The 16,194-nt window shown below is 59.7% G+C and carries 8 protein-coding genes and 7 pseudogenes; 9 read left to right on the forward strand and 6 right to left on the reverse strand.

Going from position 1 to position 16,194, the window contains the following annotated elements:
• Window positions 1–164 precede the first annotated feature (164 nt).
• Window positions 165–421, forward strand: a pseudogene (locus tag GWG67_RS33265) (IS5/IS1182 family transposase); the annotation flags it as partial.
• Window positions 422–445: 24 nt separating this feature from the next.
• On the opposite strand, the pseudogene GWG67_RS33270 reads toward GWG67_RS33265, so the two are convergent.
• Window positions 446–808: pseudogene (locus GWG67_RS33270) on the reverse strand (helix-turn-helix domain-containing protein); the annotation flags it as partial.
• A 43-nt stretch (window positions 809–851) separates the two neighbouring features.
• Here GWG67_RS33270 and GWG67_RS33275 point away from each other — a divergent pair.
• Window positions 852–1,025, forward strand: a pseudogene (locus tag GWG67_RS33275) (SOS response transcriptional repressor); the annotation flags it as partial.
• An 890-nt stretch (window positions 1,026–1,915) separates the two neighbouring features.
• A complete protein-coding gene (locus tag GWG67_RS33280) occupies window positions 1,916–3,802 on the forward strand; it encodes a hypothetical protein (protein WP_275173727.1) in 1,887 nt (628 codons plus the stop codon).
• Between the two features lie 578 nt (window positions 3,803–4,380).
• Here the strand turns inward: GWG67_RS33280 and GWG67_RS33285 are convergent.
• Window positions 4,381–4,590 (reverse strand): annotated as a pseudogene (locus GWG67_RS33285) (serine recombinase); the annotation flags it as partial.
• 278 nt (window positions 4,591–4,868) lie between these two features.
• On the opposite strand from GWG67_RS33285, the gene GWG67_RS33290 reads away from it, so the two are divergent.
• The 3 genes and pseudogenes from GWG67_RS33290 to GWG67_RS33300 form a co-directional block, all read left to right on the forward strand.
• On the forward strand, window positions 4,869–5,066 hold the full coding sequence (locus GWG67_RS33290; protein WP_275173746.1) for a transposase: 198 nt from the start codon (window positions 4,869–4,871) through the stop codon (window positions 5,064–5,066).
• Between the two features lie 488 nt (window positions 5,067–5,554).
• Window positions 5,555–5,879, forward strand: a pseudogene (locus tag GWG67_RS33295) (IS256 family transposase); the annotation flags it as partial.
• Between the two features lie 165 nt (window positions 5,880–6,044).
• Window positions 6,045–6,149 (forward strand): annotated as a pseudogene (locus tag GWG67_RS33300) (transposase); the annotation flags it as partial.
• A gap of 309 nt (window positions 6,150–6,458) precedes the next feature.
• Here GWG67_RS33300 and GWG67_RS33305 read toward each other — a convergent pair.
• The gene (locus GWG67_RS33305; protein ID WP_275173728.1) at window positions 6,459–8,252 is read right to left on the reverse strand and encodes an NEL-type E3 ubiquitin ligase domain-containing protein; all 1,794 of its coding nucleotides are present in this window, start codon (window positions 8,250–8,252) and stop codon (window positions 6,459–6,461) included.
• 197 nt (window positions 8,253–8,449) lie between these two features.
• On the opposite strand from GWG67_RS33305, the gene GWG67_RS33310 reads away from it, so the two are divergent.
• Window positions 8,450–8,656, forward strand: coding sequence for a hypothetical protein (locus GWG67_RS33310; protein WP_275173729.1), 207 nt, complete (start codon window positions 8,450–8,452; stop codon window positions 8,654–8,656).
• Window positions 8,657–8,659: 3 nt separating this feature from the next.
• Here the strand turns inward: GWG67_RS33310 and GWG67_RS33315 are convergent, their stop codons facing one another.
• Together GWG67_RS33315 and GWG67_RS33320 are read right to left on the reverse strand one after the other, a co-directional pair.
• Window positions 8,660–8,929, reverse strand: a complete 270-nt coding sequence (locus tag GWG67_RS33315) for a hypothetical protein (RefSeq protein WP_275173730.1) — start codon at window positions 8,927–8,929, stop codon at window positions 8,660–8,662.
• A gap of 1,497 nt (window positions 8,930–10,426) precedes the next feature.
• Window positions 10,427–11,078: pseudogene (locus GWG67_RS33320) on the reverse strand (transposase); the annotation flags it as partial.
• 984 nt (window positions 11,079–12,062) lie between these two features.
• Between GWG67_RS33320 and GWG67_RS33325 the strand changes: the two are divergent.
• Together GWG67_RS33325 and GWG67_RS33330 are read left to right on the forward strand one after the other, a co-directional pair.
• On the forward strand, window positions 12,063–13,355 hold the full coding sequence (locus GWG67_RS33325; protein WP_275173731.1) for a hypothetical protein: 1,293 nt from the start codon (window positions 12,063–12,065) through the stop codon (window positions 13,353–13,355).
• 16 nt (window positions 13,356–13,371) lie between these two features.
• Window positions 13,372–14,811, forward strand: coding sequence for a hypothetical protein (locus GWG67_RS33330; protein ID WP_275173732.1), 1,440 nt, complete (start codon window positions 13,372–13,374; stop codon window positions 14,809–14,811).
• Window positions 14,812–14,825: 14 nt separating this feature from the next.
• Here the strand turns inward: GWG67_RS33330 and GWG67_RS33335 are convergent, their stop codons facing one another.
• The gene (locus GWG67_RS33335; RefSeq protein ID WP_275173733.1) at window positions 14,826–16,193 is read right to left on the reverse strand and encodes a hypothetical protein; all 1,368 of its coding nucleotides are present in this window, start codon (window positions 16,191–16,193) and stop codon (window positions 14,826–14,828) included.
• Window position 16,194: the final 1 nt, after the last annotated feature.

Here is a 16,194-nt window from a genome sequence, read left to right on the forward strand (position 1 = left end):
TGTTTTTCAGATGCGGAGGCATTTGAGATTGCAGGATTTGGGGTCGAGAACCCCAAACTTGCAATGTCCTTTTATGGATTCATTTTCGGGGCGGAGCATAATTCTGTGCCGCGTCGGACGGGACGATGCGGCCGAAGAAGCGCAAGACGACGTGATCGAACGATCTGTTCCGGGCTCGGCTCAACCAGATCATCAATCCGAAGCACGAGCTGGTTCTGCTTGCAAGATCGATTCCGGCGAAGAGTTCTTCCAGCACGCGTTCCCGCGCGAGCGCTCGGATCTGCGGCTCCGCGACAATCGGGAGTTGCTGCTGGCCGAGAGCCTGCGGGCGGCGCACGAGGCCGGCACGTTGCGCAGCCAAGACCTCAAGCGGGTCACGGTCGACACCACGGTGCAGCCGAAGGCCATTAGCTTTCGGACTGCGTACGCGGCCGATACTCGAGAGGATCATTGCGCCTGCCAGCAGCTCAAGCGTCCAGCGGGCACGGCCCTCGGGCAGGCTGGCACAGGCGGCCGCCACCAGCAGGGCTTCCTCCTTGCCCGTGAGTTTGCGTTCCGCCCCGGGACGCGGCTCTTCGCTCTGCGCCCGCTCCAGATTGCCCTCCACGAAGCGGCGCTTGGTGCGGTACACGGTCGAGCCGCTCACGCCGACGCCCCTTGCGATCTCCCCGTCGCTGGTCCCGGCAGCGGCGGCGAGTAAAATCTGCGCTCGCTTGAGCTTGCGGGACGCATGCTTGCCGCCGCTGAGCAGCGCCCTCAGCTCGCTGCGCTCGATTTGGCTGAGTTCGACCCGATAGCGTACATTCATGGCGCGCCTCCTCGTTCGAGGCACGAACAAACAACTGAATCGGATGGCTGGCGTGAGTCCTTCCACAAAACCCTTCACGCCCACGCAGGGGCAGTATCTGGCTTTTATCCATCTCTATACTCGACTGCATCGCAGGCCCCCGGCCGAAACCGACATGCAAGAATATTTCCGCGTCAGCCCGCCTTCGGTCCACCAGATGGTGCTGACGCTGGAACGCCTGCCTCATCAGACGGCAGTCTCGCGGTATTCTCGTCGACACCGTCGATATAAACGCCGTGCTCGCTATGAAATGCAGATCCCTCGCCATAGAGAGCGTTGATTTCCTCTGAGGCCTCCGGATCGTCATCCGGATCCAGCGCCTTTTGCTCATCAGCTGCTTGCGCCGATGGTTAGATGAGCAGCAGAACGCTATGCGACCTCAAGGACCACAGGTCGGCGATCGCGAGGAATGCCCTGCACAGGCTGCCTGCGTCGGCCACTGCTGAAAGCGTTCACCAAGTGGGACATCCTCCTGGCGCGGGACCTTCGTCGGGACGACAGCGCTTCGTGTCCCTGCTGTCAAGCTTCGTCAGCTGATCGTCAGCCAAGCGGCCTATCTGGACCAACCGGGGCCTACGCAGCCTGAACTCAATGCGAAACAAGGAGTACAACCTCATGTATGGTCGTGTTGGTGACAGCACGTTGGGACCGCGCAGTTCGGACTCCCCTGGGGAAGGCAGCCAACTGTTCGATTCCGCCGTGGAGCGGATGCGCTCTAGGCCTCAGGATAGAGGGATGTCCTCTGCTAGCAGTGGGCGCGGTGCCGCCGATGACGTTGCCGATAAGTCTTCCGACGCCTGCGTTAGCGCAGATCACCTTGACACTGCGCTACACGCAGTCCCTGCGCCAGGCGCAGTCACTGTGCGGCGGCGCGGTTTTCCTTCAGTGGCGGAGCGTAGAGCCACGGCGCTGGTCGCGAGCCAGTCGCCAAGTTCGAGTCTGACGGTTTCCATTTCGCCGGCAGGCGACGAAATCATCTCAAGAATGGGCGACCTCCTTAATGAGCTCAACGCTTCTCGTTATGCGGCCAAGCAAGATTGTAACTCGTCTGAGGATTGGAAAGAGCGGATGGACCGTCTCGTCAATGCAGGCTCAGCAGTTCTCGCGGGTTACGCGAGCCTGACCCCGGCTGTGGCCCGTACGTTTCTGTCCGACAATGAGGCGCGTGAACTCCGCGAGCAGACGCTTTGGGCGGCGCAGCAATACAATGAGCTGGCCACTCCGACAATCTACAAATTGGAAACGCGCAGGAAGTACGCTTCCGACGTGTTCCACGGCATGCGATCAACCGCTAGCCCCGACCAGCTGAGCAAAGCGGCTTCTAGTGTGCGGAAACACAAAGTAGCCTGCATGGAGTGGTGGGACAAGAAGACTCAGCGCTACGAACAGACGCGGTCCGTCTGCGCCGCCACTATCAACTTACCAGGTACAACGGCTCAGATGCAGCAGGGCCAAACCGCACTGCGGCTGCATGCCGGCTGGACACTGAATTTGAAGATCATGCAGGTGCAATCGCGGATCGATATCGCGAAGTTCGACCTTGAGCCGCTGGCGAGCACGTGCGAAGCAGCGGCGCGCGAGATCCTCACGGGTGAGAACGGGGGACTGCGTCTGCTGGGAACCTTCATAGGCGACGTTTTTCCGGCATTCATCTCAACAAAAGACGCTGTTACAAAAGGGCGGCCGCTCGACGCAGAGCACTGCGCCGTTCTGGAAGGAGTCGTCGAACGGCTTTCGGAATTTGGATTGGCGTTGCACGACATCGTTGCCAAGCTGAGGGATGAGCGAACAGGTGCCGACCTCCCATTGGAATCGTTGGACCAGATCGTGGAGGAGGCATGGATCACTGCGCAGGAGGTTATGAACTTCCTGGCACTGCAGCCGAAGCCATCAGCCAGCATTGCATCGCCGGCCGACACTGGCGCTGCGATACCGGCCGCCGCTGCCCGCAACGCTGCATGGGCCGAAGGCACTGCAGGGCGCAGGAAAGGAAAAGGCAAGCACAAACCGGCCGCTGCGGCCGAGAGTTCGGCCAGGCTGCCGGAGCCGCAAGTCTCTGCGGTCGACAGCGACACGAGACCAGCAGCCAAGGTTCTGGTGCGCTCGGATCTAGGTACGAAGACGCTTGTGAGTGCGGAGGCGGCGAATGCGGTGGCCTCGGCGGCGGCGGCACACTTGGCGATCTGGCAGGCTCCAGACTCGAAGGAAGCGCTGAGGCCACTGCTCAACCGGTTGGACGAACTTTTGCAGTTCGATCTGGCTGGTCAGCAAAGGATCGCCTCAGAAGCGCGTAATATGAAACCCGAGGACGCCGAACACGCCGTCGAGACCATCGTCAAGCTCCTGCAGACCCAAGCTGCCGAGATGGACGTCTGTCTGCGGACGTTGGCAGAGCCTCGTCTACTCCTCCTACTCACGCCTGCGCAAATGCGCGAAGTGCACGACCAGGCAGTCCGGCTCAAGAAGAAGTTGTCCGAGGCGCGGGGAGTGGCCAATTCTTTGAACGACCGAAAGGGCACTATTATGATGGATTGCATGAAGACCTCCTCCTTTCCGTCGCAGAAGTACCTTGAACACTTGCGGGATGCCAACGAGTTGACGCTTCGGCATGTACACTCGTTGAGGGGCGGGCAAGGGAAGCTGTTCGAAATTGAGCTGCAGCCCAAGGCGCTGAGCAATACTGCAAAGTCGTCTCCGATGTGGGTGCACATCCATACGAACAGGCCCGTAGATGTGCGGCAGTTGGCAACGCTGGATGACGCCGAGTTCGCCGCATGCCACGTAAAGTCCGATGAACAGCGCGGCTACAATCGGCAGTGGCTGGATGCCCGGGCTGCGGAGGGTCACAGGAACTTCGTAATCCACCGTGGCGAGCTCAGCGCTGCGTTCTGTAAGTCCTTGTTAAACGGTAGCCGCCATACATGGCAGGCAGCGTCGACACGTTCGACGCCGTAGCTTTCGATCAGCCACAGCATGCCCGGATACCGGATCGTCCACCACGATGCGGTTGTCGCGAGATGAAGCAACCCGATCTGTCCAAGCCGCTCCGCGGCCACTTCAAGCTGGTTCAGTGGGAGAGCTGCTGCGCATGCTGACGGCGTTCGACCGGGACGTAGAATTCACGGTAAAGCCACGTCGGAAGCGCGGCGAAGCCAGCCGAATCACGTTTATTCCGGCCTGGTATTGACCACGGAGAGGGAGGGATCATGACGTAAAAGCGACCGCGGCGGCCGGCGCGCATGAACCCACTCTTCATGCCCGAACTGTCATTCGGCCCTTTAATTGCAGATTGTTGTCAATCACCTTTTAAACTTTCCGACGGCACGACGGTAGCGCTCGCGCCGTCGGAGTTGGTCAGGGTTGCGGAGACGGCGCGAGCGCGGCTGATACGTAGTTTGCCGGCCAGGCATTGTATCGCTCGGGCTGGTTGATGTCTTCGCTGGGGTCACGGTCCTTTCCGAGGTCGCCAGCGCCTCATGATGATGTCCGGGCCGGGCGCCTCAACGTTTGCAGCGGAGTATGGCCGAGCCGCCACCAGGCCGCTGAGTGCTGCCGGAACCTGAGCGGCCAAGATCGTCGTCAATGACCGTCACCGACAGAAATACGGCGGTTTCCGCGGCCTGCGCCAGGTCATATTGCCGCCGCTGGCTTTCGAGATTTCCCATGACTTGGGACAGCGTCGATTGGCGAACATAGACGACGGCGGCGCGGCTGAGGTGATCAGGCGTGATCTTGACGCTCATGGTCACCTCCCGACATCTGAACGGTCTCTCTAGCGGTGCTCTCAGCTCGGCTTCGGCCGGCGGGATGTTTCCGATGGGCTCCAGGAGCCTTCGGTTATTGAACCAGTCGACCCATTCGAAGAGTCACCTTCTGCAAGGGTGCTCACAATGGACGACCATTCGGACGACATAAGACGACCGTTGTCACCGCGTATCGAAGTGTACTCAGGCGCAGGACGAAAGCGCTGGTCGGACGACTTGAAGGCACAGATTGCCGCGGAAAGCCTCGAGCCGGGGCGATTGTCACAGATGTCGCGCGTCGCCATGGGGGCCGGCCCCAGCAGGTGCACGACTGGCGGCGCCGGGCGCGTTTGGGCCAGTTGGTACTGCCGGCTTCGGCGGACACGCTGTCGTTCGTGCCGGTGGTATCGGAATCGGCGCTGCCGGCGGCCGCAGAGCCCACCGGGGTCGCCGGAAGCAGCCGTTGTGACGGTTGAGCTCCAGGGGGCACGAGTTGAGGTGCGAGGGACGCCTGGCCTTGCTGTGTTGATGGTTTCGGCGAGAATTGGGCGGCCCCTGTCGCTGTGGTGCACGAGCCCGCCACGATAGACCGGCCGTCGATCATGTAGTGCCTGCTCCAGCGCAGTAAGCCTCCGAGGGGAGACGCCTTGCGGCGGGCTGGCCTGATGGTTGAGAACTGCACGTATGGACCGCGAGGGGCTCAACGAACTTGCCGTTGTTCTGAAGCTTCTCGGAACGAATCAGGCGTCGGCCGCACGATTCCGTCCTTCGATGAAGAGGGAGAGAGGACGTGCGGAGAAAAAGCCAATATTGCGAGCCGATGCAACTGGGTCTGGATCTGGGCCATTCAACGGCCTCTACAAGGCCGAGGTGATCCATCGGCGCGGGCCATGGCGCAGCTTCGAGACCGTCGAGTTCGTCACTCTCGGAGCGACCACCTCACCGGCAGAGGCGGACATACGGTCTGACGATTCAGCCAGGAATCCCCAAGGATCAGCTCACAGAAGTCTTGCGCAACGGGCCACGTGCCCTTCTCGCCAAGGCGGTCGAAGCCGAGGTTGCAGACTTTCTCGGCCAGCATGCCGATTTGAAGACCGCGGACGGCCACCGGCGCGGCGATCCGCCACGGCCCTGCCGGAGCGCGAGGTGATGACCGGTATCGGTCCGGTCGCCGTCCGCCAGCCGCGTGTACGCGATCGCAAGGCCGGCGCTGCCGATCCTGTCACCGCTCGCGGCGCGTTCAATCGATCCCGCAATACGTTGCGCGCGCGAAGGCACTGAAGATCGTCTATTTTTCATTATTTAGCGGCGGAGTTCTTCGTTCATTCGCCGCCGGTGACGCGTCGTCCCCGACTGCCGAGATTTCCGTGCAAATCGACGAACTCCCGTTCGTCTTGAATGGGATCAATATCCCTGGCTCGCGAACCTTCTCGAGCGTTCACGCTAAGTCCTCCAACGTCCACTGCGTCGTGCCGGGCGGCGGCCTCTCGCCCGATAGCGCGCGCTGGATCGCCAGCCGACCAAACTTCTTCCTGGCCGCCAAACCGCTCGCCCGGCTAACATTTACCATCCCGGCGTGTACGGCGCTTCCGCGCCCGATAATGGAAGAGTTGAGTTTCGGGCTCTTGCAGACCATTCGCTATCAACGTAATTCATTGCTCTCCTATCTGATTGCTTCCCCAAGAAACAGCGACGGTGCCATTCGCCATCGGAAGCAAAGAACTACTGCCGCTTCACAGCATAATGGATGATCAGCCGTCGCAGTTTTCAGTTTCCGCGCGCTGCGGTTGAACCAATACCTCGCTCAGACAGTTGCTTGATCCTTCGATCTGGATGAAGGACCGCGTTGTGAAGCAGCAGACGCCGCTTCACAGACCAAGGCCGCGTTTGTTGAGCACCGTGTCCCTCAGAGCACCCTTGATCTCGCGAGCGATGTCCTTGCTGACCTGGGGACCGAACTCCCGCTCGGCATCCGCAACGACATCGGCTTCAGCGCCGATCAGTCCGGCTTCAACGAGCTTTTGCTTCAGTCGGCCCGGGAACTCCTCCTCCAAGGCATCGGCGAGCTGTTTCTCCATCGTGGCATGGTGTTCGGGTTCAATGCGGAGCACCACATCGTCCCAAGGTTTCCAGTCCGTCGCCAAATAATCGGCGAACCCCGTCGCCTCCTTGCTCCGCACAGACGTCTCAGCCCTGTTAATGTCATCCTCGGTGACGTAAGAGACGTTGAAATAGTTCATGTCCGGGGCGATGTGCTGCAGCCCCAGCCGCTCGCGCAGCTTGGCCTGATAGGCAAGGTAGACCTCGATTTCGTCGACGTCGTCGATGGTGTCGTCCGTGAGGAGCGATTGGACCTTCTCGCGCGCGATCCCCCCCAGTGCGTCCAAGCGGAACATGACACGGCCTAGATCAACGAGGGCCGCGACCCCCTCGTTATTGTCATAGAGCCCGCTCTCGACGTTGGCGATCAGGCCTGCTGTTTGCATGCCGTTCCAGGTCAAAGTTCTGCGATCCTCGCAGCTCTCGTTGGCGTCAAGAGCAAGCTGGAAGTACTGCGCGCGCAATTGCGGGTTGGCCGCCGCCTGCCGCAGATCATTGGCCACCGCCTGCTGGAATCCTTCGTTCCCAGAGTTCACGGTAGCCCGCAGCCCGTTGAGGAAGTCTGCGTATTCCTGGGCGCCGGGTTCTTCCGCAAAGCTCTGCCACTTGGCCACCACCTCCGGATCGCCCTCCTTCGGATCCCGGTTGAGCCAGTCCGCTACCGTCTCTGGAAGAAACTGCACAGCGGCGTCTTCCTCCGACTGACCTTGGTCCGTTTCGGACAACTCACTTCCTTCGTTGGGCAGAAAGAGGACCCTCGGGCCGGCATACCCATCGGTACTTTGGATTGTGTCCAGGTTCGTCAGCACCTGCTCGGGCAGCGGATTGCCAGACAGAATTATCTCGGCATCAGCACCCAACTGCGTCAGCAAGCCCGTAGGTAGGCTGGTTAGCTGGTTTTGGCTAAGGTCTAGCCCCTCGAGCACGGCCGGGAGGGTCTCGGGCAGACGCGTCAACTGGTTTTCACTAACGTCAAGTATTTCAAGCCTGGCCGGGAGGGTCTCGGGCAGGCTCGTCAATTGGTTGTGGCCGACGTTGAGGCCCTCGAGCGCGGCTGGGAGGGTCTCAGGCAGGCTGGTGAGCCGATTGTGGTACACGTCCAGCAAGGCGAGCTCGGCCGGAAGCGCGGGCAAGCTGGCCAGCTGATTCCCCCTAACATTGAGCGAAACGAGCGCGTCAGGGAGGGTCTCGGGCAGACTGGTCAGCCGGTTGAAGGACGCGTCGAGCAAGTAGAGCCCGGCCGGAAGTGGAGGCAGGCTGGTGAGGCGCAACATTCTAAGATCCAGCTCGCCCTGATTCCAAGCATTCACTCGCCTTACAGCCTCTTGCCGATCCTCGAGCGGGTTCCGCCCCTCTTCGGCAGCCCACTCCTCCAGCATCTGGTCGTGCCCCCCCTCCGCAGGAGCAGAGTCCCCGAGGGATGCCGGATCGCCAGCGGCGAGCACCGCGTGGGTCAAGACTCCAACCCACTGCGCCTCCTCACCTTCCCGTCCCTCGCGTTCGGAAGATTCGGGAGTGCTGCCGTCACCGCGCTGAGCCTGCCCTGCGTCGAAGGGATCCATTTCCTACTCCATGTCGGACTGAGCAAATCAAGGCGACCTCTCAGCCCAATCGAATGGTTGCAGCAACTAAGACATTCAGCTTTCGACAAGCTGACGAGCGTTGAACTATGTTGAGAGAACAGTCAGAGTGCCTTGCGGCATTCTCAGTCGTCGAAGCGACACGGGACAGATCTCCTGGGGTAATCGTTGAGAGCGTCTTGCTCCTGGATGCACTCGACGAAGTTGGACGCTACCCCGACATCCTGATTTTTGTTGAAGAGCAAGCTGTCGCCTCGACGCGAGTGAGGCCACCAGAATCCGATCTGATCGACACGCGGGAGTATTCGTTCGCTAATCAAGTGGCTGCTTATCTCTCTCGCCGTTCACCGGCTGATCGCGCCGACTTCAAACTAAAACGCTTCTAACGGTCAAAACCATCGCCGCCGCTGGCGCATGCCAATATATGGTTCAACGATGGAGTCAAACCGCTTGTAGAAGGCGTTTATTTCGTCGAAGTATTTTCGCCGTTTCTTGATTGCCTCCCCGCGTTCTTCGCCCTTCATTTGATCACCCCAGCCGCTGGAAATCTGAATCGAACAAATTGCAAAGCCAAATGCCAAGACGTGTAGACGGCTTGCTGATTTCATATTCACCTGGGCCAACCAATCGGACAATTTGAACGGCCGAAATACCGTCATTTTTTTGTGGTGCTTGTAACGTCATTTGTAGAACCTTTAAGCCTTCTCTTAGCTATCGGCGTTGGCTTGGTTCTGGCTCTGATAAGCAATACGAAGTTGCTTTGGCTGCTTGTCATCGGAGAAGGTATCGGCCTGTACGTCCTCTTGCATCTGCCGTTCGGATTTCGCCCCGGTATCTCGTTGACGCTTGATGCCGGCCCTGACGGCCGGTGAGGCTCGCGACAATCGGCTTGTCGACAAACTTCTGTCTTCGCCTGAAGTCCGGATCGATGCTGCCTGCCGATCGACTATGGCGCCGACTGGATCAGAGAACTCGCCGTCAAGTCCGTACAGGGCGACGTCTCTATTGCTGCTCTTTGGGAAGCGATACCGTTGGCTCAGCGGGCAGCGGCTTTGGGGGTGCGTCGTCGCTGGTAGTGGTTGATCTTAGCTCGGCCGCCGCCGTGCAGTCGCCTGCCCAGAGCTTGGTCCCCTTGATCGTACCGACGAACTTGCAGCCCGTCGGCGCGCTCGGCTTCGCTTGAACAAGCGGCTTTCCTCCAACGCTTGGTCTCTTCGTCGGAGTGACGCCTGAGCGAGCGCGCCCCCGACGCTAAGGTTACGGCGAACACCAAGGCAGCTGTTGCGCCAATAGCACTACGAATACTCATCTATTTTTCCCTCTCGGAAACCGGCCCCGATTGTGGTCGCGGGGCAAGCTGTTGTCGAGCGGCAACACCCGCCCGTGGTCGTCGGCCCACGGTCTAAGGGCGGGATGGTCTGCGTCGATACACCAGCCCAGTCGGTGCTCCAGCTCCGGCACAAGTCCGTGAAGCACGTCCTCCACACCGCACGGAAAATGCGAGATCTGCAGCATGAACCCGTCGCAGGCGCCCTGCCCCGAACCACTGCTGGACGCGGTCAGCCCACCTAGGCGGGCGTTCCGGTGAATTCGCTGATGGTTCGCGGTCGACACGGCAAATGTGTGTTGTGCACAAAGCGGACTTGCTGAAGGCCAGCCCGAATGTCCGCTTCTGGGCGGAACTCCGATATCGCAGGTCCTTACGGTGAGACCTTGGCCGCGTCGTCGCCTCCGTTGTGCCCGCCATGCCAACCACAGCAATCTGTAGCGGCTTGCCTGTCCATCGTGGCCGGGCGGAGCAGTTGCCATTTCTGCTCCCCGCCATACCATACTCTGACGGCGGCTGGGGGGCCTGTAGAATGTTCGATGTGTATCTGCACACCAAGCGTGATCTGTTGGTTGTGCGCAATGGCTTGCCAATTCCTTTTCCTGACGCGTCAGGCAGATGGCGTAGGAAGAAAAAGTGGCGAGCGTCAGCGAGGACATTAACCCGTCCTATTCGTGAGAGTGCGGTTGTTTGATGCGATTGATGCGGTTGCAACACCTCCGTTAACGAGGCGCACAGGATTGCCTTCGGCTTTTCACCGCCTGACGACCCGTACTTTGCAACGCGCTTGAGGGATGCGTTGGGCGAATGGGGGCGGAGGCCCCGCCGGTCAAGGACCGAGCGGCAGCAGCGCGCTGGACAAGCAGCGGATCAGGTCGGCTTCCGGGCATGCCGCGGCGAACGCGAGCCGAATGCGGCTTGCGGTTTCGACGACCCGGGCGGCGATTTTCAGGAGACGAAGACGCAGCGTCGCGAACTCGGCGGTGGCCAATTCCCGGACTTTGGGAATGGCGTCGCGCACGGTCAGCATCAGCCAATAAGCGGCGGTATGGAGGACGAGACGGACCTTGTTGGCGAGCGCCGAACGGCAACTGGTGCGATCAGAGGCAAGCTGCGTCTTTGCAGCTTGATCAGATTTCGGCCTGGCCGCGCGCGCAATACAGGCTGTCGTAGATCCACTCGGCTGAGCCGGCATCGAGGCTGGTGACGACGAAGTGGATGTCGAGACCGAGCATCGTCGCCTCAAGACGGGCGACGGTGCGCCGTTCGCGATCCCAGGACTTTGCCTTGTGGCGCGTCTCGGTATAGCCGCGCAGAACAGGCAGGTTCTCGATGGCGCGTCGGGTACGGATGTCGTCGGCGACCTCGTCGACTTTTCTGGCGAGCGGCTTGGTACGGGACAGACCGAAGATGTAGTCGATCCCATTGTTCTCGCACCAAATCATCGCCTCCGGCCGCGCATAGTGCCCGTCGCCACGGAGGAATTTGAGATAGTCCATCAGGCGGACTTAAGCTGAAACACAAGAGTTAAATTGGCTGCACCACTGGTGGGGACACAAGGTGGGGAGCCCGTCTCGGCCGTTGAAGGCGCGGCCCGATGGACACCCGTACAGGCGTGGCCATGCCCTCAAGCACCTCCAGGACCCGCGCGAGGGCATGCATGTCGATCAGCGCAGTTCCGCGCTCCTCGCTCGCGAGTCGCGACCGCTACATTAGGACGGACATAGTTCAACTGGGCATCGGAGCTCCGGTCGTTCCGTCGTCATCAGCAACGAGCTGGTTTTTGCCAAGACGAATTCTTTCGACCGCCCGTGCATTCCTGCCGATTAGCACGCAGCAGGCGGTTCGAACTGAGACGTCCGCCCCTTGTCCATGTGATCCGGTGCCCCTTGTGGAACCTACGCGGCGGACGCCGGATCTTGTTTCTCGCCGCTTGCTACGATCCTTGGCGCACGCGGCACAAATGCGCCCCGAAATGCCACCAGCGGCAGATCCCAGATCTGAGTTGACACGGTTAACAGGTCGACGGCCGACGAGGAGCTTTCAAGCGGCCGCATCGGCACTGGTGAGATGGAATTTGCGCTTAGGATCTGTTGAGAGGCGTTCTTCCTAAGGGGGAACGTCCGTCACTGTTTGGCATCGGTCTCCCGCTTCATCTATGATTGATCCTGATTTGAATGACCGTCAGCGCCTCGAACTCTTCGTTCGGCGCAGGCGCGTCTTCGCGGGCAAGGTCGTTTGCGAACAACTGTCCCTGATATCCATTTTCTCTTGCAAAGACACGCGATGCAGGGGAGCTACCCGCGATCAGAGGCTTAAATCCCGAACCTAGGTCGCATAAAATGTCGCGACACACGTTATGGATGTGCTTATGATTAGTCACGTGGGTGCAGATGCCTCACCTAGATTTTGTCCGGTTCTTATTTCGTATTTCACCAACCACGTAGTGTCGGGAACTGAACTCCATGCCGCTCTGTGACATTCCTGGATCACTTTCATCCTACTGGCTCGTCAGCTTCGATAAAGATGGTGACGAGCTCAAAGACCCAACTGCGGGCACGCATACTTTCTTGAGTGCGCGCATCTTATCCGAAATACGCGACCATCGGCCCACGGATATTTTCCTGTCCAGTCATGGCTGGAAGGGCGATCTTCCGGGGGCAAAGGCGCAATACGACCGCTGGTTCGGCGCCATGCTGGCGCGGCAAGACGACCTGCGCGCCATGGGTACGGATTTCCGGCCGCTATGGATCGGATTGCATTGGCCAAGCCTTCCATTCGGCGAGGAAACGTTCGGCACGACGTCGTTCTCGGCGGAGCATCCGTCGCAAGAAGAAATCCTGGAAAAATACATCGAGTTCTTCGACAACGGCTCGCACGACATTCGTCAATTGCTGGGTACCATATTTCGCGAACACCAGGAAAACGCCGGTGCCGTGCAAATGCCCGAGCATGTGGCACGTGCCTATCGGGAACTAAGCCAGCTGATCGGCTACGAGAGCGGAGGGCTTGACGCTCCTCCTGACAGCGATGGCGTGGATTTCGACCCGGTTGCGGCCTTTGAGGTATCCGAAGAACTAGGCGACGACTTCGCCGAGTCAGCAGTGCTTTCAGGCTTGCTCTCGCCGCTGCGCCAATTGTCATTCTGGACCATGAAAAAGAGGGCTAGGAGACTTGGAGAGAACGCAATGCATGCCTTCTGCAGGGCGCTCCAGGGAGAATGTCCGGCCGCTCGCATTCATCTTATTGGACACAGCTTTGGCTGCATCGTCGTTTCATCCATTCTAGGCGGTCCCGGAGGGACCGCAAGGTTGGCGCGTCCTGTGGAATCCGTGGTCTTGATCCAAGGCGCCGTGTCGCTATGGGCTTTCGCGGACTTCATCGACGTGGTCGCTAAACCGGGATATTTCAACTCCATGCTACGCGGCCCGGCCGTGCGCGGGCCGATCGTCATAACGCGCTCCAAGCACGATGGAGCTGTCGGAACGCTGTATCCATTGGCGGTCGGGATTACCCTGCAAGTGGCTTTCGATGGGCAGCAGCTCCCGATATTTGGTGGAATCGGGACTTGGGGAATGCAAGGCGTGCGAGAAGCCGAGGATATCGTGATGCTCCCCGCCTCAGAACCATACGCGTTCCGGTCCGGCGGCATCTATAATTTGGAATCAACCGAATATGTCGGAGGACACTCGGCGATTGATGGGCCCGAAGTAGCGCACGCCATATGGGAAGCGGTACGAACGGGCGCGGGAAAATAACCTTGATGGCATAACCATGGATGATGAGAGCGAAACCGACAGAAGCGACGAATTGCCCCTGCCCATAGGCATCTGGGAAAGCGGACAGTCACTGGCGCCGCTCGATCGACGCGTTCTGTCAGGCATAGAAGCGCCGCCGAGGGAAGTCATCCAACGCGCGGCCGATGGAGTATCCGAGAAGCTCGCCGTATCGGACATCGATGCCAACAATCTTACCGAGGCAGGTTGGGGCATTATCTTCGCCGAGAAAACAGATTCGGCGGTGCGGGCTGCGCTGCAGCCATTGATCGAGCATCGTTCGCGCCAGGTCCGGACTGCCCATCTCTTGCGGATTTTCGAGGGCGACAAGGGATACCGGCAAGGCGATACGGCGCGCTCTTGGCTTACCAAGAACAATGTTGGTTTTTCCGTAGTCGATCCCAATCTAGGGGTGCCGTTTTACCTGACGATTGTTGGGCCTCCGTCGGTTATTCCCTTCGAATTCCAGTACCAGCTCGATACATATTGGGGTGTAGGTCGTCTTCACTTCGAGGATGCCGAAGGCTACCGCAAGTATTCTCAACACGTCATCGATTATGAGCAAGCCCCGGCTGTTCAACAACGCCGCGAGGTCGCGATTTTCGCACCAAAAAACCTGGGCGATCGTGCAACTGGCTTGCTACATGACCTGGTTGCACAGCCGTTGGTGAACGGCAACGCGTACGTCAAGCCGCTCGGTACTCGACAGAGATTCGAGATGAAGCCGCTGCTTGGCGAAGACGCGACGAAGGCTAATCTGAAGTCGTTGTTGCGCGGCGATCAGGGCGGCCCGCCGGCACTGCTTTTCACTGGCTCCCATGGGCTGGCGATACCGTGCGATGCTCCCGGTCAGCTGGAACGGCAGGGAGCGATCATCTGCCAGGACTGGAAAGGAGGCCCGGTCAGCGCGAATATGATGTATTCGGCGGCCGACGTGGATGAAAAGACCACGCTCGGCGGTTTGATCCACTTCTTTTTCGCCTGCTACAGTGGCGGTTGCCCTGTCTTCGACGACTACGGACGGGACGTTTTAGGTCGCCCCATCAAGATTGCGAGTACGCCTTTTACGGCCCGGTTGCCACAACGTCTGCTGCTTTCGGGTGCCCTTGCGGTATTGGCGCATGTCGACCGCGCTTGGTCCTATTCGTTTCGGGGCGGCCGCAGCGTGCCGCTAGTGCAGGAATTCCGCGACGTTATGGTCCGGATCCTAAAAGGAGAACGGCTCGGCCAAGCTACGGATCAATTCAACCTGCGCTGGTCAGTCCTCTCCGGGGAACTAGCCGACATGGAGCGCGCGCGGGATCTCGATCCATTGCAGGTGTCTGAGGGGGTCCTCGCCAATCGCTGGGTTGCGCGGAATGATGCGCGGAACTATGTCTTGTTCGGCGACCCGGCTGTGCGTCTCCGAGTAAATGACATGCCGCCGCAAGGCCAATAAGATACCGGCCCGTATCAAATGTCTGCAAACAAAATCGCTGCGAGACGATCGACTGCAGCAGAGTCCTGCGCATCGTCCATATCAGGTAGCGCTGGCGTAGCTCCTGCCACACCGCCAGGTCGTGTCGTGACATGATGGTCACGAAGTTTTTGCCAGACGCTTGGCAGCGATGCATTCGGGGGCGGCTTTTGCAAGAGCAGGCGGGCTGCAGCGACATAGGTGCGGGCCGGCTTTGGTTCGTGAGCAGGCAGCCCACCGCCTTGCCGGTAGACATTAGCCATGATGATGGCAACGTCCCGCATTGGGCGTCGGAAGGCCTTAAATTGCGGCTGCCTTGGATCGAACACTTCGCAGAAGCTGTTCACGACCGCTTCAAAGTCCCGACTGAACTCTTCCAGAGGATTCTCTGGATAGGCCTGCGACCAGCACGCGGAAATGCTGCTCGCGTCGGTTTCAAACCCCATGACCCGCAGACTATGACAGCAGAACAAGACTCGTACTGTTGCGGTGGGGTATGGCGTCCAACTGCCATTCTCATGTGGTCGCGTTTGCCGGCGGATTTGTCCTTGGTCACTTGCGAGATATTCGGCCAGGGACCAGACAAAGGCCGGCCCACCCATCGCGCAGCCGTACCAGTCTGCAAACACTTCCTTGCGCCAGGCCTTCCAGCCTGCCCGACGCTGCTCCGTCTCGCATGCGGCGTCTTCGATCGCCTGATCCAGTCGAGCTGTGAGTCCGGCGCCGCGTTCGAGGGCGTGGCCAAGCTCATGCGCAAGCAGTGCCATGTGTGGCAAATAGGTAAGATAGGACCAGGGCACTCCAACCAGCGTAAGCGGTAGCTGGTCGAGCGCGTCTTGGAACTGTGTCGCGGTTAAAAGCCCGGTTACCTCTTGGTCAGGCTGCGGGGTGTCGCCGTCAGGCTTCATCCACGGGGAAACCTGCTGATCGAACGTAACCAAGGGGGCGGGACATAGCTGATCGGGAGCAATATTGCGTAACTGCCGATAGGCCGGCTCGTAGCATTCCCGGGCATATGCATCGGCGAGGGCGAGGTAAGTATCGAACGGAGAAACCAAACGAAGCGACAAGCGGCTCCGAAATTGATCCCATACGCTATGGACGATCAACGTCTTCTTTTCAAGGCTGGTCGCCCGAAGCCACAGTTCACCGCGGCCGACGGCTTGGTTAAACTCGGCCTTGACCACCGCATGGAGCCTTTCGATACGAAGCGAAAGCAGGCTGATCTGACTGTGATTTTTTTGCAGGGAGTGTTCGATCGCTGCGCGCTGGCGCCATTCGTTCAATTCCTCCGGAAGACTGGTGAGCTTCCATCGCAACTCTGCTTCCTTGCGCTGCAGAAGGCTCCCTAGAGCGGCATTCATC

The organism is Bradyrhizobium sp. CSS354, from assembly GCF_029051725.1.
Taxonomy (GTDB): Bacteria; Pseudomonadota; Alphaproteobacteria; order Rhizobiales; family Xanthobacteraceae; genus Bradyrhizobium.